Annotated in this window: 23 protein-coding genes and 1 pseudogene; 13 read left to right on the forward strand and 11 right to left on the reverse strand. The window is 70.5% G+C overall.

The annotated features are described in order from the left end of the window. The first annotated feature begins 178 nt into the window (after nt 1-178). The 3 genes from JWP54_RS08575 to JWP54_RS08585 all read left to right on the forward strand — a co-directional run bounded on the left by JWP54_RS08575 (nt 179) and on the right by JWP54_RS08585 (nt 3,685). Nucleotides 179-1,156: an aldo/keto reductase gene (locus tag JWP54_RS08575; RefSeq protein WP_297370378.1), complete on the forward strand. Its 978-nt coding sequence runs from the start codon at nt 179-181 to the stop codon at nt 1,154-1,156. Nucleotides 1,157-1,433: 277 nt separating this feature from the next. Next, on the forward strand, nt 1,434-1,682 hold the full coding sequence (locus tag JWP54_RS08580) for a hypothetical protein (RefSeq protein ID WP_297370381.1): 249 nt from the start codon (nt 1,434-1,436) through the stop codon (nt 1,680-1,682). Further along, nucleotides 1,679-3,685 carry a DUF2207 domain-containing protein gene (locus tag JWP54_RS08585; protein WP_297370384.1) on the forward strand — a complete coding sequence of 669 codons (2,007 nt, stop codon included), beginning with the start codon at nt 1,679-1,681 and terminating at the stop codon, nt 3,683-3,685. Before JWP54_RS08580 ends, JWP54_RS08585 begins: the two co-directional genes overlap by 4 nt. Here JWP54_RS08585 and JWP54_RS08590 read toward each other — a convergent pair. Further along, on the reverse strand, nt 3,682-4,191 hold the full coding sequence (locus tag JWP54_RS08590) for an N-acetyltransferase (protein WP_297370387.1): 510 nt from the start codon (nt 4,189-4,191) through the stop codon (nt 3,682-3,684). The two genes, JWP54_RS08585 and JWP54_RS08590, sit on opposite strands and share 4 nt — an antisense overlap. Before the next feature lie 108 nt (nt 4,192-4,299). On the opposite strand from JWP54_RS08590, the gene JWP54_RS08595 reads away from it, so the two are divergent. Genes JWP54_RS08595 through JWP54_RS08605 form a run of 3 tightly spaced genes read left to right on the forward strand, consistent with a single transcriptional unit; the run spans nt 4,300 to nt 6,375 of the window. Next, the gene (locus tag JWP54_RS08595) at nt 4,300-4,683 is read left to right on the forward strand and encodes a GntR family transcriptional regulator (RefSeq protein WP_297370390.1); all 384 of its coding nucleotides are present in this window, start codon (nt 4,300-4,302) and stop codon (nt 4,681-4,683) included. Then, nucleotides 4,680-5,594, forward strand: coding sequence for an ABC transporter ATP-binding protein (locus tag JWP54_RS08600; RefSeq protein ID WP_297370395.1), 915 nt, complete (start codon nt 4,680-4,682; stop codon nt 5,592-5,594). The genes JWP54_RS08595 and JWP54_RS08600 overlap by 4 nt, the downstream gene beginning before the upstream one ends. Nucleotides 5,595-5,604: 10 nt before the next feature. Next, nucleotides 5,605-6,375 (forward strand): hypothetical protein, encoded by a 771-nt coding sequence (locus JWP54_RS08605; RefSeq protein WP_297370398.1) that lies wholly within the window; start codon nt 5,605-5,607, stop codon nt 6,373-6,375. A 33-nt stretch (nt 6,376-6,408) separates the two neighbouring features. On the opposite strand, the gene JWP54_RS08610 is transcribed toward JWP54_RS08605, so the two are convergent. After that, complete coding sequence (locus tag JWP54_RS08610; RefSeq protein ID WP_297370401.1) at nt 6,409-7,149, reverse strand: HAD family hydrolase; 741 nt, start codon at nt 7,147-7,149, stop codon at nt 6,409-6,411. Between the two features lie 317 nt (nt 7,150-7,466). On the opposite strand from JWP54_RS08610, the gene JWP54_RS08615 reads away from it, so the two are divergent. Together JWP54_RS08615 and JWP54_RS08620 are read left to right on the forward strand one after the other, a co-directional pair. Then, on the forward strand, nt 7,467-7,646 hold the full coding sequence (locus tag JWP54_RS08615; RefSeq protein WP_297370404.1) for a hypothetical protein: 180 nt from the start codon (nt 7,467-7,469) through the stop codon (nt 7,644-7,646). Nucleotides 7,647-7,972: 326 nt separating this feature from the next. Continuing rightward, nucleotides 7,973-8,992 (forward strand): LLM class flavin-dependent oxidoreductase, encoded by a 1,020-nt coding sequence (locus tag JWP54_RS08620; RefSeq protein WP_297370407.1) that lies wholly within the window; start codon nt 7,973-7,975, stop codon nt 8,990-8,992. 13 nt (nt 8,993-9,005) lie between these two features. Here the strand turns inward: JWP54_RS08620 and JWP54_RS08625 are convergent, their stop codons facing one another. After that, nucleotides 9,006-9,134: a hypothetical protein gene (locus JWP54_RS08625; RefSeq protein ID WP_297370410.1), complete on the reverse strand. Its 129-nt coding sequence runs from the start codon at nt 9,132-9,134 to the stop codon at nt 9,006-9,008. Nucleotides 9,135-9,159: 25 nt separating this feature from the next. Next, nucleotides 9,160-9,504, reverse strand: a complete 345-nt coding sequence (locus JWP54_RS08630) for a hypothetical protein (RefSeq protein WP_297370413.1) — start codon at nt 9,502-9,504, stop codon at nt 9,160-9,162. Nucleotides 9,505-9,900: 396 nt separating this feature from the next. Here JWP54_RS08630 and JWP54_RS08635 point away from each other — a divergent pair, with 396 nt between their 5' ends. After that, nucleotides 9,901-11,748, forward strand: coding sequence for a diguanylate cyclase (locus JWP54_RS08635; RefSeq protein WP_297370416.1), 1,848 nt, complete (start codon nt 9,901-9,903; stop codon nt 11,746-11,748). An 18-nt stretch (nt 11,749-11,766) separates the two neighbouring features. On the opposite strand, the gene JWP54_RS08640 is transcribed toward JWP54_RS08635, so the two are convergent. From JWP54_RS08640 to JWP54_RS08655, 4 genes are all read right to left on the reverse strand, one after another. Beyond that, nucleotides 11,767-12,744, reverse strand: a complete 978-nt coding sequence (locus JWP54_RS08640; protein WP_297370419.1) for an NAD(P)H-quinone oxidoreductase — start codon at nt 12,742-12,744, stop codon at nt 11,767-11,769. Between the two features lie 101 nt (nt 12,745-12,845). Then, nucleotides 12,846-13,844: a DUF2332 domain-containing protein gene (locus tag JWP54_RS08645; protein WP_297370422.1), complete on the reverse strand. Its 999-nt coding sequence runs from the start codon at nt 13,842-13,844 to the stop codon at nt 12,846-12,848. Continuing rightward, entirely contained in the window at nt 13,837-14,295 is a 459-nt protein-coding gene (locus tag JWP54_RS08650; protein WP_297370426.1) for a GNAT family N-acetyltransferase, read from the reverse strand. Before JWP54_RS08650 ends, JWP54_RS08645 begins: the two co-directional genes overlap by 8 nt. Then, complete coding sequence (locus JWP54_RS08655; RefSeq protein WP_297370429.1) at nt 14,295-14,549, reverse strand: hypothetical protein; 255 nt, start codon at nt 14,547-14,549, stop codon at nt 14,295-14,297. Before JWP54_RS08655 ends, JWP54_RS08650 begins: the two co-directional genes overlap by 1 nt. A 221-nt stretch (nt 14,550-14,770) precedes the next feature. Here JWP54_RS08655 and JWP54_RS08660 point away from each other — a divergent pair, with 221 nt between their 5' ends. Next, on the forward strand, nt 14,771-15,643 hold the full coding sequence (locus tag JWP54_RS08660; RefSeq protein WP_297370432.1) for a phospholipase: 873 nt from the start codon (nt 14,771-14,773) through the stop codon (nt 15,641-15,643). 21 nt (nt 15,644-15,664) lie between these two features. On the opposite strand, the gene JWP54_RS08665 is transcribed toward JWP54_RS08660, so the two are convergent. Beyond that, nucleotides 15,665-15,973 carry a DUF4190 domain-containing protein gene (locus JWP54_RS08665; RefSeq protein ID WP_297370435.1) on the reverse strand — a complete coding sequence of 103 codons (309 nt, stop codon included), beginning with the start codon at nt 15,971-15,973 and terminating at the stop codon, nt 15,665-15,667. 146 nt (nt 15,974-16,119) lie between these two features. Next, on the reverse strand, nt 16,120-16,746 hold the full coding sequence (locus JWP54_RS08670; protein ID WP_297370439.1) for an META domain-containing protein: 627 nt from the start codon (nt 16,744-16,746) through the stop codon (nt 16,120-16,122). Nucleotides 16,747-17,000: 254 nt separating this feature from the next. Here JWP54_RS08670 and JWP54_RS08675 point away from each other — a divergent pair, with 254 nt between their 5' ends. From JWP54_RS08675 to JWP54_RS08685, 3 genes are all read left to right on the forward strand, one after another. Beyond that, entirely contained in the window at nt 17,001-18,119 is a 1,119-nt protein-coding gene (locus tag JWP54_RS08675) for a phospholipase D-like domain-containing protein (protein WP_297370448.1), read from the forward strand. A gap of 9 nt (nt 18,120-18,128) precedes the next feature. After that, on the forward strand, nt 18,129-18,815 hold the full coding sequence (locus JWP54_RS08680) for a GAP family protein (protein WP_297370442.1): 687 nt from the start codon (nt 18,129-18,131) through the stop codon (nt 18,813-18,815). An 82-nt stretch (nt 18,816-18,897) separates the two neighbouring features. Continuing rightward, the gene (locus JWP54_RS08685; protein WP_297370445.1) at nt 18,898-19,401 is read left to right on the forward strand and encodes a cupin domain-containing protein; all 504 of its coding nucleotides are present in this window, start codon (nt 18,898-18,900) and stop codon (nt 19,399-19,401) included. Here the strand turns inward: JWP54_RS08685 and JWP54_RS08690 are convergent. Next, nucleotides 19,363-19,614 (reverse strand): annotated as a pseudogene (locus JWP54_RS08690) (hypothetical protein); the annotation flags it as partial. The gene JWP54_RS08685 and the pseudogene JWP54_RS08690 sit on opposite strands and share 39 nt — an antisense overlap.

Here is a 19,614-nt window from a genome sequence, read left to right on the forward strand (position 1 = left end):
GCGCCGCGACCCGCGCGCCGCTCCTTGCGCCGACCCGCCAGCCGCTCGGCGCCACGACCCGACGCTCGGTGCGACCGCGACCGGAGCGTAGCCCGGGTGACACGCACGCCGCCCGCGCCTAAGGTGAGGGACAGTTCCGCTCCGCCGGGCATCCGCACCCGATCGAAAGGCCGCCACCATGAAATACGTCCGACTGGGGAACACCGGCCTCGAGGTGTCGGCGATCACGCTCGGCTGCATGAGCTATGGCAGCCCGCTGCGCGGAAACCACGCCTGGACGCTCCCGGAGGAGGACAGCCGGCCGCTGATCCAGCAGGCGCTGGAGGCCGGCATCACCACCTTCGACACCGCCAACGTCTACTCCGACGGCAGCAGCGAGGAGATCCTCGGCCGAGCGCTGCGCGATTTCGCCCGCCGCGCGGACTACGTGCTGGCCACCAAGGTGCACGGGCGGATGCGTCCCGGCCCGAACGGCGCGGGCCTGTCGCGCCGGGCGATCCTGACCGAGATCGACCACAGCCTGGCCCGGCTCGGCACCGATCACGTCGACCTCTACCAGATCCACCGGTGGGACCCGCTGACGCCCATCGAGGAGACCATGGAAGCCCTGCACGACGTGGTCCAAGCCGGAAAGGCCCGGTACATCGGCGCCTCGTCCATGTACGCGTGGCAGTTTGCGAAGGCCCAGTACACCGCCGATCTCGGCGGCTTCACCCGGTTCGTGTCGATGCAGGACCAGTACAACCTGCTCAACCGCGAGGAGGAACGGGAAATGCTTCCGTTCTGCCTCGACCAGGGCGTCGGGGTGCTGCCGTGGAGCCCGCTGGCCCGCGGCAAGCTCACCCGCGACTGGGACGAGAGCACGCCGAGGTCCGAGACCGATACCTTCGGTCAGACCCTCTACAAGCAGAAAGAGGATGACGACCGCGAGATCGCCGCCGCCGTCGCCCAGCTGGCCACCGAACGCGGGGTGTCCCGGGCGCAGGTGGCGCTGGCCTGGGTGCGCCAGCAGCCGGCCGTGACCTCACCGATCGTCGGCGCCACCCGGGCGCACCACCTCACGGATGCCATCGCCTCCGTGGACCTGACCCTCACCGACGATGAACTCGCCCGCGTGGCCGCACCGTACCGCCCGCACGCGCCGGAAGGCTTCTAGCTCGCCGTAACCACCTTGACGGCACCGAATGTCGGCACCGTCGTCACCGAATGTCGGTGGCCCCGGTTAGCCTGCCGTCACCTACTCATCCACCCCTCGTGCCGAGAACATGGAGCAGCTCATGAGGGTTTTCGTGGCGACGTCGGCAACCCAGGGTGCGCGGCGGAGTGATTCGACAGAGTGTGTGGACGGGGTGCTCGTCTGGCTGCGGGATGTCTGCCCGGAAAGTAGGCGGCGCCCCGATGGGCCGTGCCCCTGCGGGCGATCCTTCGCCGGGATGAGCTCGAACAAGAACACCACCACCGCCGTCGTGCGGGACATCGTCGGGCTCACCCGAACCGCGTATCAGGCGGCACTGGTCGCCAGCGTCGATCTTCAGTCGTGGTGCCGGTGCTGCACCCGTCGGCCGGTGACGGAGGTCATCGACGAGCTGATCGCCCTGGCCGGGGTATTCCCCGCCGGCGCCGTCCTCGAGCGACGTGCCACCGACCTGAAGGTGAGGAGGTCACTAGGCTCGGGGGCGTGACTCGTCTCCTGAAGGTCCTGTCCGCCCTGGCCGTTGCCGCCGTCCTGGCGCTCGGTGCGCCGCTGGCGGCGAATGCCGGTGTGCTGGGCCCGGCCGTCGCTTCGGCCGTGCCGGCTTCGCCGTGGAGCCTGGGCGGCAGCGTGCGTGCGGCCGTGCCGGCGGACACGTCGGACTTCAGCTTCTCGCTGTTCGCGGGGGAGTATTTCCTCAACCGCGACGACGCCGGGCACTCCACCCTGCGCACCGTCGAGACGTTCGTGGCCGAGTTCCCCGACTACGACCAGAACCGCGGCATCATCCGCGCCATCCCCAACGACTACGACGGCGTACCGCTGCACACCACCGTCGAGTCGGTCACCGACGCCGCGGGCGAGCCCGTGCACTTCGAGTCGGCCGACACGGGCGGTTTCACCGAACTCGCGCTCGGCACCGACGAGTTCGTGCAGGGCAGCCAGACCTACGTCATCAGCTACACCCAGCAGAACGTGGTGCGGGCGTTCGCCGATACCGACAACGACGAGCTCTACTGGGACACCAACGGCACCGGCTTCGACCAACCGTTCGGCACCGTCGCCGCCCGGGTACACGTCGACCCGTCGGTCGCGGAGTTCCTCACCGGCACCAACGCCTGTTACACCGGCGCGCAGGGTGAAAGCGGCGACTGCCGGATCGTGCAGGAGGCCGACCCGGATGCCGGCGACCCGGCCGGGCAGATGTTCACCGCCGAGGCCGCCGACCTGTCCCCGGGCGAGAACCTCACCGTGGCCATCGGCTTCACCGCCGGCACCTTCGTGCAGGTGCCCGCCGAGGCGCAGCCCGATTCGAACTACCAGCCGGGCTTCACCGCACCGATCGGCGGCTTTCCCTTCGGGCTGATCGGCGTGGCCCTGCTCGGCGGGGTGTTCGCGCTGGCGCGGGCCTTCGTTCGGGTGCGCGAGCCGAAGGGCCGCGGGACCATCATCGCGCAATACAGCGTCCCGGCCGGTTACAACCTCCTCGAGGCCGCCGACCTGATCGGGCGGCCCAACGCCGCCATGGCGGCGCAGATCGTGAGCTTCGCCGTGCGCGGCAATGTGCGCATCCTCGACTACCCGGTCACCGCCGGTGGCGGCGACTTCACCCTGCAGCTGTTGAGCACCGCCGGCGTCGACGACCAGGAACACGCGGTGCTCGCGACGCTCTTCCCCGGGCTGATGGCCGGGGCCGTCTGCGAACTCGGCGTTGCCGACAACACCCTGGCGCAGGGCCTGGCAGCGGCCGGCAAGGACGCCACCCGCCGCACTATCGCCCGCGGCTGGCGGGCGCGGCCGGCGCTGACCCGCGCCAGGATCGGTGTTCTTGTCGGACTCGGCGCCGTCGTCGTGCTCGTCATCGGGGCGCTGGTTCTCGTCGATCCGCCGGCCGCCTGGTGGTCGCCGCTGCTCATTCTCGCCGGGGCCGCCGTGATCGTCGGTATCGTCGCCGCCCGCCGGCCGATGCTGCTCAGCGAGGCCGGAGTCGAACGGCGCGACTACCTCACCGGCATGAAGGTGTACCTGGAGCTGGCCGAGGCCGACCGCTTCCGCATGCTGCAGAGCCCGGAGGGCGCACTGCGGGTCACCGTGCCGAATGCCGTCCCCGCCCCGGACCCGACGGCCGCGGTGCCGGCAGGCGCTGCGGCATCCGTGCCGACCACCGAGACCGTCGAGCTGGTGAAGCTCTACGAGAAGCTGTTGCCGTACGCCGTGCTCTGGGGCGTCGAACGGGAATGGGCCGCCGAACTCGCGGTGTACTACGAGCAGGACGCGCTGCAGCCGGCCTGGTTCGTGTCGCAGAGCCCGTTCAGCGGTGTGCAGCTGGCCCTGTCACTGAGCGGCATGGTCAATTCCGTGCACACGACGCAGACGCCGCCGCCGTCACCGTCCTCGTGGTCGGGTAGCGGCGGCGGAAGTTTCTCCGGCGGATCCTTCGGCGGCGGGTTCTCCGGCGGCGGTGGCGGTGGCGGCGGTGGCGGCGGCCGTTAGAGCCGCTTGACCATCTCGATCTCCCAGGCATCCGCGTCGAGCACGTAGTGAATGCGATGGCCGGTCTCGGTGAAGCCGCGGCGCAGGTAGGCGGCGCGGGCGCGCGAGTTGTCTTCGTGCACGTGCAGGGTCAGCAGCTCGCCTTCGCCGCGCGCCCAATCCTCGATCGCGCCGAGGAGGGTGTCGAAGACGCCGGCCTCCCGACCGCGATGCCCCGGCGAGACGTATACGCCCACCAGCAGCGGACCGGTGGCCGGATCGGGGACGTAGCCGGCCATGGTGCCCACCCAGCGGCCGGCCGGGTCGACGGCGACGAGGGTGATGCCGTGCTCGGCCGAGCCGCCGCCGCCGCGCATCCGCCACTCGCTCTCGGTGTGCCCGCGAGCATCCTGCAGGGTCTCGCCGAACGCGATCGGGGTGTCCGCGAGCATCTCCAGGCGCAGTTCGCGCACCTGGCGCCAATCGCTCTCCACCATGCGGCGGATGCGGTACCCCTCTGTGACCATTCGCCGAGCTTACCCACTGAAATGTCCCGGATGCGGCGGCCGGGCCTTGTGCACACCGCGGTTGTCTGGTTCATTAGTTGAGTAAGTAACCAGGGAGGTGTCGCCGTGATGGATGAAGGTCGACCGATCTTCCAGCAAATCGCTGAACGGGTCGAGAACGACATCCTCTCCGGGGCCCTCGTCGAGGAGGGCCAGGTGCCCTCGACGAACGAATTCGCCATGTTCTACCGGATCAACCCGGCCACCGCGGGCAAGGGCGTGAACCTGCTCGTCGAGCAGGGCATCCTCTACAAGCGGCGCGGCATCGGCATGTTTGTGGCCGCCGGCGCACGGGAGCGCATCACGGCGCGACGGCGCGAGCAGTTCGTGCTGGAGTACGTAGCCCCGATGCTCGCCGAAGCCGCCAGCCTGGGCATTGCGCCGGGTCAACTCACCCAGCTCATCGACACCCAGCTCATCGAAAGCCAGCTCACCGAAAAGGAGACACGATGAACACGCAAACTCCGGTCATCCAGGTGGATGGCCTCAGCCGGACCTACCGGGACGTCGCCGCACTGAAGGACGTGTCGTTCACGCTGGAGCCCAACATCATCTGCGGGCTGCTCGGCCGCAACGGCGCCGGCAAGACCACCCTGATGCGGATGCTGACCGGCCAGGACTTCCCCAGCGCCGGCAGCGCCCGGGTCTTCGGGCAAGATCCCGTGGAGAACAGCGCCGTCCTCCAGCAGATGTGCTTCATCTCGGAGAGCACGCGCTACCCGGAGGGTTTCCAGGCCCGGCACGTGCTCACCGGAGCACCGTGGTTCTACGCCAACTGGGACGCAGCGTTCGCCGATGAACTCGTGGGCAAGTTCCGGCTGCCCCTCAAGCGCGAGGTGAGAAAGCTCTCCCGCGGCCAGCAGTCCGCGCTCGGGGTCATCGTGGGCCTGGCCGGCCGGGCGCCGGTCACGATCTTCGACGAACCGTACCTCGGCCTGGACGCCGTGGCCCGGCACACCTTCTATGACACCCTGCTGGCGGACTACGCCGAGCAGCCCCGCACCATCCTGCTCTCGACCCACCTGATCGACGAGGTGAGCAACCTGCTCGAGCACGTGCTGGTCCTGGATGAGGGTCGGCTGCTGCTCGACCAGAGCGCCGACAGCCTGCGCGGCAGTGCTTCCGCGGTGGCCGGCCGGGCCGGCGACGTCGACAGTTTCGCCGAGGGACGCCAGGTGCTGCACCGCGACACCCTGGGCGGGCTGGCCACCGTCACGATCTCCGGCCGTCTCACCAGCGCGGACCGTGTCGCCGCCGCCGCGGCCAACCTCGAGATAGCGCCGGTGTCGTTCCAACAATTGATCGTCGACCTGACCACCCAATCCACGCCGCAGCCGTCCCTGGCTTCGGTCGTCTACGAGTGAGGAGCCCGTCATGACCGCCATCAGCATCGCCCCCGCGGCGACCCGCATCCCCAGCCGGCACCGGATCACGAAGGTGATGCGGCTGCAGATGGTCAACCGGCTGACCTACCTCGGCATCCCGTGGATCATCACCGGCGTCGCGCTGGTCATCTCGATCGTCGTGGCCGTGCTCATCTCGGTGTCGGTGCCCGAACCCGGCCGCCAGGCCGCCCTGGAGGGCATGGCCTACAGCTGGGCCGGACTCTCGCCGTTCTGGTATCTCGCGGTCGTGGGGGTGCAGGCCGTCAGCGCGATCTTCCCGTTCGCGCTGGGCTTCAGCATCACCCGTCGGGAGTACGCCCTGGGCACGCTGGTCACCTTTGTGGTGATCGCGGCCTTCAACGCCACCGGCTGGGCCATCCTCACCGAGATCGAGCGGGCCATCAACGCCGCCGGCCTCACCTTCCACCACTTCACGGCGCTCTGGTTCAGCGAGGTCGGCGCAGGGTCGGTCTGGCTCTCGCTCTTCACCCTGCAGATCGTGATCTTCGCCGTCGCGTCGGCCTTCGCCGCCGTGTACGCCCGCTGGCGCGCGATGGGGATGCTCGTCCTGTGGACGGCGGTCGCCCTGGTGGTACTGGGGCTCATTGCCTTCGCTCTGCTCACCGGGTCGGCCGTGCCGATCATCGACTGGCTGATGGGTTTCACCATCACCGGCTTCTTCGCCGCACTGCTGATCCCCGCCACGCTCGCCTTTGCTCTCGGCTGGGCAGCCCTGCACCGGGCACCGCTTCGCGGCTGACCCCGCTCCATCCCGGTGACAACGGAGCCGGAGTCAGGCCACCCCGCGGGGGCGGCTGGTCTGCGGGCGGGTGCTCGGGTAGCGGAACGAGAGCAGGTCGGGCAGGTCGAGCACGGAGGTGACCCGGCGGGTTTCCGGCACCCCGACGCGTGGGTCGGCGGAGACCAGCACGGCCTCCATGCCGTGCGCACGGGGGCCGTCGAAGTCGGCGTCCCAGGTGTCGCCGACGAAGATCACCCGGGCGGGGTCGGCCTCGGCCCGGTCAAGGGCCGCCTGGTAGATCGCGGAGTGCGGCTTGCGAAACCCCACCTCGAGCGACGTCACGATGTTGGCGATCAAGTCGGTGGCGCCCATGGCCGCCAGCTGGCGGGGCACGACGGATGCGCTGTGCGTGTTCGACACGATCGTCAGGGTGAAGGTCTGGCCCAGTTCCCGCAGGGTCTGGGCCATACCGGGGATGAGTACCACCCCGCGCTCCCAATCCGCCATGTTGCTCGCGGCGCCCTCGGCGATCTCGGCCGGGTCGGGTTCGCGGCCCAGCAGCCGCACGATTGCGCGGCGGGACAGATCCTCCATGGTGAACTCGCGGTGGTCGATGTCCGACTCGGTGTTGAGCTCGTGGAACGCATCCAGCCACGCGTCAGCGGTCTCCTGTTCGGTGCCGGCCGCCCCGAACGCGCGCATGCTGGCGTGGGTGTCGGCATAACCCTGGCCCGCGCGGGAGTCCGCGTAGTTGACGAGGGTGCCGAAGAAGTCCAGAAACAGATGACGCATGACCCCAGCTTGGCAGTATCGGGGGAGCCGCACAGGTAACGACCCGTTTCGCATCCGCGGCCTTGCGGTGCCGGCGCCGGGCGCGGCGGGTGCTGGCGGGCCCGGCGGTCGGATGCGGTGTGGTGGTGGGGGGATACGGTGGCGGAGTCTCCTCGTGCCGCGAGATGGAGTCTCACGCCATGCCGCGCATGCGGCGCTATCCCGACGGACTGTGCACGTGCGGCCGCATGTTCTCGGGCTGAGCTCGTTCCGGGAAACATCCACGGCGGTCGTCTCGGAAATCCCCCGGTCTGCAGCGGGCGGATCTGGCGAGCGCGATGCGGCGCTTTGCCCGGGCCCGGCGCGACCTGTTCTGCTGTGATGAGCACTCGTACACGACCACGATCGACACCCTGATCGAGCAGGCTGCGCTCTGGCCCGTCGGCACGGTGCTCGGGCGCCGCGGCCACGTGCTGTTGCCGAGAAGAACCGTCGCGGCGGGCCCAGCGGCCAAGTGAACGGCGTCCCCGAGTGTCACGCGGGTCAGGCGCCGTTGCGCGGGTGGCGCGCCACGCGCGTAATGGCGCCCGCCCCGCGTAGCTCGGTGCGCGGGTACGGCGCCGCTGCGCGCCACGCGCGCCTGGGTGGCGTATCACCCGCGCAGCGGCGCGTAGCCCGCGTACCACTCGAGCAACACGGCTCCGCCCGCGTATCACCCGCACAGCGGCGCCCCACGGGCGCAGCGCCCACCCGTGCGCGCCCAGCTGCCCGCCTCTCGGGGCCGAGGTGGAGAAGGGCGGATGAGGGCGGGAATAGCGGGACGGCGCCCAGCGCTGCAGGAAGGGTGAAACACATCGGATTCCTCTCCTTCGGCCACTACCAGGCGGTGCCGGGCTCGCTCGTGCGCACAGCCCGCGACGCCCTGCTGCAGACCGTGGAGCTGGCGGTGGCGGCCGAGGAACTCGGCGTCGACAGCGCATCGGTGCGCGTGCACCACTTCGCCCCGCAGCTCGCGTCGCCGTTCCCGTTGCTGGCCGCGATGGCGGCCCGCACCAGCCGCATCGAGCTGGGCACCGGCGTGATCGACATGCGCTACGAGAACCCGCTGTACATGGCCGAGGAGGCCGCGATCACCGACCTGATCAGCAACGGGCGGTTGCAGCTCGGCCTCAGCCGCGGCTCACCCGAGACAGCTTTGCGCGGCGCCGAGGCGTTCGGACACGTGCCCGCCCCCGGCCGGAGCGACGCGGATGACGCTCGCGAGCGCACCGCACAGTTCCGCCGCGCCATCAGCGGGGTCGGCGTCGCCGCCGCGAACCCGCAACTCACCGGGCACAGTAACCTGCTCGCCATCCAGCCGCAGTCGCCGGGTCTCGCCGAACGCATCTGGTGGGGCTCCGGCACCCGCGGGACCGCCAAGTGGACCGGTGAGCAGGGCATGAACCTGATGAGCTCGACCCTGCTCACCGAGGACACCGGCGCCGACTTCGGCGACCTGCAGGCCGAGCAGATCGCCATCTTCCGGCAAGCCTGGGCCGACGCCGGTCACCCGGGCACGCCGCGGGTCGCGGTGAGCCGCAGCATCCTGCCGCTGGTCACCGACCTCGACCGGCGCTACTTCGGCCTGCGCGCCCAGGCCGACAACCGCGACCAGGTGGGTCACCTCGACGGCGGCCTGGCCCGGTTCGGCAAGAGCTACATTGGCGAACCCGACATGCTGGTCGAGCAGCTGGCCCAGGACGCCGCCGTGCAGGCCGCGGACACCGTGCACATCACGGTGCCCAACCAGCTCGGCGTGGACTACAACGCGACCCTGCTCGACTCAGTGCTGCGGTTCGTCGCGCCCGCCCTCGGCTGGCGCTGAACCCGCGAGGGCGCTAGTTATGTGTCCACATCTGCACCCAGCGGCCGCCCATCTCCGCGCGGATCTCCGCGAGGAGGGGCGACGGCACCGGGCCATCCGGGGCGAGTATCCAGGAGTCGAGCTCGAGCGTGAGATTCGACATGATCGGATGCGCCGTACCGGGCCAGTCAGCGTACGTCCCGGCCGCAGGCTTCGCATCGCACCACCGGATACGGGTCATCGTCGCTGATCTCGGCGGCCAGCTCCATGATGTCGACCTGCGTCTCGCAGTGCGGGCACAGCGGACCGTCCATGTCGACGCCCTGCATGTTCATCGTCGGACCGGCGATGACCCGGAGCCGGCCGCCCTGCTGTTCGGTCACGGCTCCCGTGGCGAACGCTCGCGGCCCCGGCTCGAACGAGTCCGACGCCCAACCGTTCGCGACGAGCCAGTCGGTGAGGCGCTGCGCCTGGCGAGGGGCATCGGCGCCGGCGACGTCAAGCGAGAAGAGAAGCTCAGAGTCTTGGATCATCGCCCCAGCGTAGGCCGTGGCAGAATCCTTGACCAGAGCGGGAATCCGGCCGAAGTCCGGTGGCGGGGCCCCAAGCTGGCGGCGGAACTATGGCCCGGCTGTGACCCGACGATGGAGTTCCGATGAGAGCGCGCTCTCGGAGGCGCGGAATCACCCCTGTTCGGGGGTGCGGGCGGTGGCCCGATACCCTCGACCGGCGCCGCCGCGCTGCTAGGTTCGAAGCTACGAGCAGTTTGGGGACTGATCCGTGAACGCACCAGAAGCACAGCCACTTCGCTGCCCGCCGAGACTCGCGGGCAGTGCGCTCAGCCTGTCTCCGAGTCGCCCCGGCCCTACCCGGATGCTCCGCCCCCCGCGGGCTACGGCCGTGACACGCTCTGAAACCAGTGGTCGTTGATGACCCTGCCCGACAATTTCCCGCATCCGATCCCGGCCGGAACCGCGCTGCCGGCGGAGACGCCGCCGCCGAGCCAGCAGACCGATTCCCCCGGGGCGGCAGGGTCCGAGCCGGATCTGCCCGGCGGGTTCGTGGAGCGCGGCGACCTGCCCGTGCCCGCCGCCGAACCGCTGAGCGCCGGCCACCCCGACCCAACCCTCACGGCGGACGCCCCGCATCCCGCCGGGGCCCCCGAACCGACGATCGACACCCTGCTCGACAGCAGCGCCCAGGCCAACCGCGACGGCCGGCATCACCTCGGCGTCACGCAGGCCGAGAGCGCCCTCGGGAACCCGGCGCTCAGCGCCGCGCAGGAGGCCAGGGGCCGGCAGCTGCTCTCCGGCCACTGGTTGCGGCTGGGCGAGTTCGAGGCATCCGTGCGCAACGGCCTGCTCGCGCTGGAGTACTTCACCACCACCGGTGACCTGCTGGCCGAGTCGACCGTGCACTGCACGCTGGCCCTGGCGTTCCACGAGACGGCGCTGGAAGAACCCGCGCTCAGCCACGTGCTCGGCGCCCTCGAGGCCGCGCGCGCCTGCGGCAGCGTCACCGCCGAATTCTGGGCGCTCAGCCGGTCGTCGATGGTGCACCAGGCGCTCGGCGACGCCGACCGCAGCATCGAACTGGGCCGGCAGGCCATCGCCCTGGCCGACACCCTCGACGACGCCGAAGCCGGGTTCGCCGCGGTGAACAACCTCGGCGACGCCTGCCTCGAAATCGCCAGGGCACAGCGAGCCGCGGGGGAGGACCCCTCGACCGTGCTCCGCGAGGGCCTCGCTCTCACCCGCCTGGCGGTCGCCCGCGCCCTGGAGCAGCGGCACGCGTTCTACGAGACCGTCGCCCGCACCAACCTGGTCGGCTACCTGATCGAGCTGGGCGAATACGCCGACGCCCGAAACCAGGCCGGCCGGGCCAAGAGCATCGCCACCGCCAACAACTACCGCAACCTGGCCGTGAACAACGACGCCCAACTGGCCGAGGTGGCCCGCGCGGAGGGCCGGGTCGACCTGGCCTGCGCCATGATGAACGCCCAGCTGGCCGACCCGTCGGTGGCCGAGGACGCGGCGCTGAAGGTGAAACTGCACCGGGAACTCTACGAAATGCACGGCGAGGCGGGCCGGTTCGAGGAGGCCCTCAGACACCACGAACAGCTGCAGGTGCTGATGCTCGGCCTCACCCGGCAGACCGCCGGGTTGCAATCGCGCATGCTGATCAACTCCCTCGAGATCGAGCAGGCGCGCCACGAGGCGCAACGCGCCCAGCTGGAGGCCGAGATGCAACGCATCCGCGCCGAGGAGCTCGACGAGCAGGCCAACACCGACCCGCTCACCCGGCTGCCCAACCGGCGCGCCCTCGACCGGCAGCTGCCGGAGATGATGAGCCTGGCGCTGGAGCGCTCCGAACCGCTGTGTGCCGTGATGATCGACATGGACCACTTCAAGGACGTCAACGACCGGCACGGGCACGCCGCCGGCGACCGGGTGCTCACCAGAATGGCCGACATCCTCGGTCAGTCCACGCGAGCCATCGACCTGGCGGTGCGGGTGGGTGGCGAGGAGTTCCTGCTCGTGCTCGGCAACACCGACCTCGACCAGGCGGTGCAAATCTGCGAGCGGCTGCTCGGCGAGGTGCGCGACTATCCCTGGGCGGACCTGACCACCGGGCTGACCTGCACGGCCAGCGTGGGAGTGGCGCGCCTCAAGCGCGGCGAGAGCGTGTCCCGCTGGCTCGGCCGCGCCGACGCGGCGCTGTACGCGGCCAAGGCGGCCGGCCGCGACTGCGTGCAGTTGGCGGCACCCCGCACCTGAGCCAGCCGGCCAGCGGGGTCAGGGCACCAGCACGATCTTGCCCACGTGCGCGGATGCCTCCAGCCGGCGATGCGCAGCCGCCGCGTCGGCGAAGGAGAACCGGCTGTCGACCACCGGGCGCAACTCGCCGGAGACCAGCCACGGCCACGCCCCGTCGAGAAGCTCGGCCATGATGGCCGCCTTCTCCGCGGCCGGCCGGGCGCGCAGCGTGGTGCCCCAGTACCGGCCGCGCTTGAGCATCAGCTGGAACGGGTCGAAGACAGCGTTCTCGCCGCCCTGGTTGGCGATCACCATGATCGTGCCGTCGGTGGCCAGGGCGGCCACGTTGCGGGCCGCATACGAGCCACCCATGATGTCCAAAATCACGTCGGCGCCGTGCCCGCCGGTGGCGGCCTGGACCACGGCGACGAAGTCCTGCTCCCGGTAGTTCACCAGGATCTCGGCGCCCAACCGGGCGCAGGCGGCGAGTTTCTCGGCCGACCCGGCGGTGACCGCCACCCGGGCGCCGGCCAGCCGGGCCAGCTGGATCGCGGTGGTGCCGATGCCGCTGGCGCCGCCGTGCACGAGCAGGGTCTGCCCGGCGGACAGGCCGGCGCTCATGAACACGTTGGACCAGACCGTCGCCAGGGCCTCCGGCAGTGCGGCGGCGTCGACGAGGTCGACATTCTCCGGCACAGGCAGGGCGAGGTCCTGGTGCACGACGGCCTCGGTGGCGTAACCGCCGCCGGCCAGCAGCGCACAGACCCGGTCGCCCACGGTGAAGCGGGTGACGGCGCGGCCGATCTCCGTGACGATGCCCGAGACCTCCAGGCCCGGCCACGCGGGAGCGCCCGCCGGGGAGGGGTAGCGACCCAGGCGCTGCTGCACATCCGCCCGGTTCACGCCCGCCGCAGCCACCTGCATGCGGATGTCGCCGGCGCCGACGGGGAGGTCGGGGACGGTGTCGAGGGTGAGGGCGTCCGCACCGCCGGGGGTGTGGACCACGAGTGCGCGCATGCCGCCATCCTACGAGCGGGCACCAAAAAAGGAGATAGTGACCTAAAAAGGACCCCGGCGGCTGGAGCGTCCTTTTTACCTCCCGAGATCCTTTTTGCGGACTAGGCGAGCCAGTCCAGGGTCTGCCCGTGCGGGCCGCACCGGGCCACGGGCCGGCCGTCCAGCGAGACCATGAAGTTCGCCGGCCCGGGCGGCTGGGGCAGCAGCGCGTCCACCCGGGGCAGCACACCCATGCCGTCGAGCGAGATCCACCGGCCGAGGCCGGTCGCCGCATCAGCGAACGCCGCCCGCCGGTCGGGGGCCAGGTAGACCAGTACGGCTGGGCTGACGATCACCAGCGGCACCCCGACAGGGGCGAGCGCGGCCAGCGCGCCCAGGCCGGCGACGGCGTCCCCGCCGCGCAGCAGCGGCGGATCCCGGCGCACGATCGCCATGGCCGCATCCAGCCGGCGGCGTCGCTCGGCCTGCTCGGGCCAGACGAGCGTCTCCAACCAGCGGACGTCGGCCGGGTTCCGCACGTCAAGCGGGTTCAGGTCGAGACCGGCCCGCCAGACCACCTCGGGCGGATGAGTCGGCAGCGGCACCGGCCCGCTGCTGTCGGTGGTCAGCAGCACGCTGCTCGGACCGTCGACCGGATCCACCCGGCGGCCGGAGTAGTCGTAGCTGTACCGGTCGGGATAGAGGCAGAGTCCCGCGCTCGCGCCGACCTCGAGCAGGGCCACCCGCGGGCCGATCGAGGCGAGGACCGGCATGATCGCCGTCAGGCGGCGCGGCTCATTGGTCTGGGTGGCGCGCACCCGGGCCTCGGCGGCGACCGCCGGCCAGGAGTCGATGAGCCAGCGGCGGAAGACCGGGTAGCCCGCCAGCGGCGCACCGAGCAGGCGCGCGCAGGCGAAGACGAGGTTCGGCTGGCGTTTGGGCCGGGGGAGCCCGATGATCAGGTCGAGGACCTCGGGGTCGTTTTCGACTCCGCTCGCCCACTCGGCATAGCGCTCGGACTGGCCCGGAGTCTCGTTCAGGCGAAACCGCCGGTACCACTGCGCGGTTTTCGCCAGGTCCAGGGCGCGCTGGACGGCGCGGTCCCCTGGCAGGTCAACCACCTGCGGGTCGGTACATGCTCTGGTGGGCGATCCCGGCCTCCGGGTAGGAGGGGCCGAAGGGAACGAAGCCGAAGCGGGCGTACAGCGGCACGATGTAGTCCTGCGCGTGCAGCAGCAGTGCCCGGTCGCCCACGTCGTCGATGACCCGTTGCAAGAGCACCTGGGCCAGGCCGACGCCGCGGTGCCCGGGATGCACCACAACTCGGCCGACCACGTGGGCCGCGTCGAGGTGCTCCGGTTCGGCGTCCTGCAGCACCCGCAGGTAGGAGGTGACGATCGGTCCCTCGGCCAGCCAGTAGTGCCGGGTGCCGGGCTCCCGATCGCGATCATCGAGTTCGGTTTCGTCGATCTTCTGCTCGAGGAAGAAGACATCCGTGCGCAGCTTCAGGATGGCGTAGAGCTCGTCGGTCGTGAGCAGCGACCAGGGCTTGACGACCGGGAGGAGACGCATCAGGCGTCGGTACCCAGCTGCTGCAGGAGCAGGGCGAGCAGCAGGCTGGAGCGCTGTTCGTCGGTGGTGACCTCGAGCAGTTCCACGACGGCGGCCCGGTCGGCCAGTGACGACGCGGCCACGTCGACCCGGTTGATGTCCTCGATGATGCGGATCAGGCGGTCGGCGCTGGTGGCGGCATCCGCCGCCACGGCGTCCGTCGACTGAGCGTCGGAGTCGAGCGGGGGCTGGGGGTTCTGGGCTGAACTGGACATCGCTCCACGCTACAACAGGAGCCCTCGACGGCGCGAAATGCCACCACCGGTCCCCGCCGGATGCATACGTTCACATGGGTTTGACAGGGAAAGCTGAGGGTCTGTGCAGAAACTTTGTGCAGGCTAGGCGACTTGCCCGCGCGCCCGACCCGCGCGCGTGGGCCCACCGATCAGTGAGCGATCCGCCACACCCGGCGATTCCCCACGCAACCTGGAAGCTTATGAGCCCCCGAACTCCGAAGAACCCCACGCCCGACACCAACCCGACCAGCAGCATCGCCAGCACCGCCACCGCCGCAGCCAAGCGCCGCCGCCCCAGCCGCCGCCTCACCCTTCTCGCCGGCGGCCTCGTTCTCGCCGGCGCCCTGACCGGCACCGGTTTCACGGTGCAGTCCGCCGTCGCCGAACAGCAGCAGCAAGCCCAGCAGGACCGCGAGGAACGCGCCGCGGCCCAGGCCGCCGAGACCAGCGAGACGCACCTCGCCGCCTCCATCGCCCTCTACGAAGCCGACACAGCCCTCGACGCGGCCGTCAACAAGGTGGATGCGTCCGCCCTGTCGGAGACCACCAGCTCCCTGGCCGGCTACATCTCGATGCCGCTGGACGAAGTGAGCGAGCTCACCAGCCAGGCCGAAGAGCAGGCCGCCACTGTGCAGGCCGCCGCCGCCGAAGCCGACCGGGTGGCCGCCGCCGCGGCGCAGGCCGCCGCCGAGGCCCAGGCTGCCGCCGAGGCGCAGGCCGCCGCGGAAGCGCAGGCTGCCGCCGAAGCCATCGCCGCCGGGAACACCATCGACGGCGCCAAGGCCACCGCGGCCCGCCTGGCCGCCGAGCGGTACGGCTGGGGCGAGAGCCAGTTCTCCTGCCTCGCCCAGCTGTGGCAGAAGGAGTCCGGCTGGAAGTACACCGCCTACAACGACAACGGCGGCGCCACCGGCATCCCGCAGGCACTGCCGGGCAGCAAGATGGCCTCGGCCGGCTCGGACTGGGCCACGAACGCCAGCACCCAGATCGCCTGGGGACTCGAGTACATCAACGCGTCCTACGGCTCCCCGTGCTCCGCGTGGTCGCACTCGCAGGCCATGAACTGGTACTAGGCACCACCCGTTCTCGGCGAGTCAGCTCCAGTAGTTGTTCTGGTACAGGAAGATCAGCACGCCCAGCTCCAGCACGATCAACGCGTAGCCCACCCACAGGGCGGCATAGGCGAAGGTTCGTCCGCCGGCCTGGCCGCGTGCGATCCGGGACAGGGTGACGTGCGCGAGCACCACCCCGATCACGGGCAGGATCAACGCCACCACGAAGCTGAGCACGGCCAGGGCCCCCGTCGCGTCCGGGTTCGGGTCGACGGCGGCCGCTGCCGCGTTCTGGCGGATGCCGAATCGCAGCAGGAAGACCAGCCCGATGGCTCCGGCCAGGATGACCACGAGTGTGATCGGCTAGGCGCCCATGCGTGAATTCCTCCGTCGGTAGCCTCAGTGGTTTCAACGGGCGCTGAGCTGGCCGAGGACCGTGCCGTCCGCCGATTGCAGGGTCATCACCCCGGCCAGCACCCGGCCCTGCACGGCCTGGTTCACCCACTGGTCGACGCCATCAGCGTCGTGGCGCCGGTGGTGAAGAGGATCGCCTCGTCGTCCGTTTGTTCCCAGGTTCCGGTGAGCACGTTGCAGCCGTCATTGCCGGCGTAGCTGCCGTCGGCCTGGAGAGACAGGAACGGCGCCGCCGGCGTGTTCGACTCCACCCAGTAGCCGATGGGGCGGCCCTGCGGGCCGACCGTGCTGTCGTAGGATCGCACCAGGGTGGTCTCGGTGGAGTCGAACGAGCTGTGGATCACCAGGGTGTCGCCGTCGACCTCGACCCGGGTGCCGCGGCTGACCGCGAGCGGCAGTTGGGCGCCGTCGCACGCCATCATCGTCTGCGGGTCGGAGGTGGTGCTCAGCGTGCCGTCGGCGGCGAGCTGCCAGGTGCCTTGCACCCGGTTGCAGCCGTCCGAGGCGCTCCAGGTGTTGTCCTGCGCGAAGGAGACGTAGGGTTGCTCCGGGCTGTCGAAGCTCTGGTCGATCACCCAGGTGCCCACAAGCGCTCCCGGCTGGGCCGCCGGGGACCGGGACGCGGTGCTGGGGATGACGATGGTGCATCCGGTCAGCAGAAGCAGGGACGCTGCTGCCGCCAGGAGCCGGACGGAGGAGGAGCTGGGCATGCTGTCACCTTTCGGCTGGGTGCGCGTCGTTGCGGCCCCGCCGATCCCATCGCCTGCCCCGCCCGCGTCGAAATCCGGATTCATGCAGCAATGTAGTTCGTGAACCCGCCGGCGGCAACCGGTGCCGTTGGGCGGGGCCCGCCGGGCGTCGCACGTGCCCCTGGCTCACCGGTCGCTCGGTGACCGGTGTACGTTCACCTCGAACACACGCGTCGGCCTCGCACGCGGTACCACGAGGGAGGAACGAATGCTGGATTTCGGCACGGGAGCGTGGCTCCTGGCGGCACTGCTCCGCGAACCGCCGGCCGTCGGCGGCCATCGCCTGGGTGCTGGCGATCATCTTCATTCCCTTCCTCGGGGTGTTGGTGTTCCTGCTGGTGGGCGTGGGCCGGCTGCCGGCGCGGCGCCGAGAGAAGCAGCGCGAGGTCAACGAGCTCATCCTGGCCCGCACGGACGGCCTGGACCAGGTGAGCCATCGCGACGAGTGGCCGCCGTGGCTCACCTCGGCTGTGCGGCTGAACCGCAACCTGGGCGCGCTGCCCATGGTGGGCGGCAACCGGGTGGAGCTGCTGCCCGACTACGAGGCCTCGATCACGCGGATGGCGGCGGCCGTCGATGAGGCCACCGAATTCGTACACGTGCAGTTCTACATCCTGGTGTTGGACAGTGTGACCCAGCCGTTTTTCGACGCCCTGGGCCGGGCGGTGCAGCGCGGTGTGGTCGTGAACGTGCTCTCCGACTACCTGGCCGACTGGTTCAGCGAGACCGACGAGGTCCTGCCCCTCGACACCTCCCCGGTGGTGCTCGATCCGGCGCCGGACCTGCTCGACGCGCAGGTGCTGCCGAGCGGCCCGAGCTTCGACAATGACAACAACCTCAAGCTCTACGCCCTGCTGATCCAGAAGGCCGAGCACCGGGTGAGTATCACCAGCCCGTACTTCGTACCGGAGGAATCGACCATGCTCGCGATCGTCACGGCCGCGTCGCGCGGGGTGCAGGTGGAGCTGTTCGCCTCCGCCATCGGCGATCAGGCTCTGGTCTACCACGCGCAGCGCTCCTACTATGAGGAGCTGCTGCGGGCCGGGGTGTCGGTGTACCTGTACAAGGAACCGACCGTGCTGCACGCGAAACACTTCACCATCGACGACGACGTGTCGGTGGCGGGGTCGAGCAATATGGACATCCGTTCGTTCAGCCTGAACATGGAGGTGTCGGTGCTCGTGCACGGCGCCGAGTTCGTGCAGCGGATGCGCGCGGTGCAGGACGGCTACCGGGCCGACAGCCGCAAGCTCGAGCTGACCGACTGGCTCGACCGGCCCGCCGGCGCCCGGGTCTACGACAACCTTGCCCGGCTGACCTCATCGCTGCAGTAGGGAGGTGTCATGAATGAGTGGGGGCAGCTGTTGCCGCTGGCGCTGACCATCGCGCTCAGCCCATTGCCCCTTGCCGCTCTGCTGCTGATGCTCCTCGCGCCGGACGGGTTCAAAGCCGCGGTCGGGTTCAGCATCGGCTGGTTCCTCGGAGTGCTGTTCTCGGCCACCCTGCTCGCGCTGCTGTCGTCGCTGCTGCCGCACGACCGGGGATCGGGCAGCCGGGCGCTACAGGTCGCGGTGCCACTGCTGCTGGGCATTGCCCTGCTGGTGCTGGGGATCGTGCAGTGGCACGACCGGCCCAGCCGCGGCGCCGACGTGCCGCTGCCGCGTTGGCTGAGCGCGCTGGACCGGCTCACCCCGGCGCGGGCGACCATCATCGGTGTCGGCTACGCCGCGTTCCGGCCGAAGAACCTGGTGATGGCGGCCGCGGCCGGGGTGGTGATCCTGGGCGCGCACGCCGATCCCACCGGGATCGTGATCTCGGTGGCGGTCTTCGCCGCGCTGGCCTCGATCACCATGCTCGGCCCGGTGCTCGCGTACGCGTTCGGGGGCGCCGCCGTGCACGGCCGGCTGGCGCGGCTGCGCGAATGGCTGGTGCGGAACATGCCGACGATCACGGTCATCACGGTGCTCCTGCTCGGCGTCTTCCTGGTGCTCGCCGGCCTCGCCGCCTGGTCCGGGCAGCTCCTCGCCTAAGGCGCCCGGCGTAGCCTGCGCCTTACGAATCTGGGAAACTGCAGGAGGCAAGAAATCGAACCCCTAGTTCTGGAGACAGCCGATGGCACCGCACCACCCGGACACCCGCCTCGCCACCCGCCGCACCGCCGCCGGCGAATTCATCGAACGCCTCGAGCGCCCGGCGCTCGCCGTGGAACTCGGCCTGGAGCCGCACCCGGAGGGTGGCTGGTACCGGCGCACCTGGACGTCGCCGGTGCCGGTGACGCTCACGGATGCCGACGGCACCCGACGCGTACGGCCGGCGGCCACGCTCATCCACTTCCTGCTGCCGGCGGGGGAGTCCTCGGCCTGGCACCGGGTGGCCTCCAGCGAGGTCTGGATCTGGAACGGCCAGGGCGCCGTGCAGCTGGCACTCGGCGGCGACGGCGACGAGCCCGACACCGAGGAGAGCCCGGTGCTCGGCGGCCGGCTGCTGCGCGGGGAACACACCCAGGTGGTCATCGGTGCGAACGTTTGGCAGCGCACCCTACCCAGCGAGGAGGATGCGCTGGCGAGCTGCCTGGTGTCACCCGGCTTCGACTTCGCCGATTTCTCGATGGAGTAACGCCGCTCCGGTGGTGGGCGCGAGCGCACCGGCGGCCTGGCGCCTGGCCCTGGCCCGGAGGGCGCGCACCAGCACGGCGTCGATGAACACGCCCAGCAGCACCGCCAACGGGACGAACCGGCGCGCCGGGAACCCGGTCGCCCCCGCCGTCATGTTCACCGCCACCCGGCCCACCGGGATGTACCTCGCGGTGAGCAGCAGTGACGCCGGCCG

This window comes from Cryobacterium sp. (genome assembly GCF_025463825.1).
In the GTDB taxonomy this organism is placed as follows: Bacteria; Actinomycetota; Actinomycetes; order Actinomycetales; family Microbacteriaceae; genus Cryobacterium.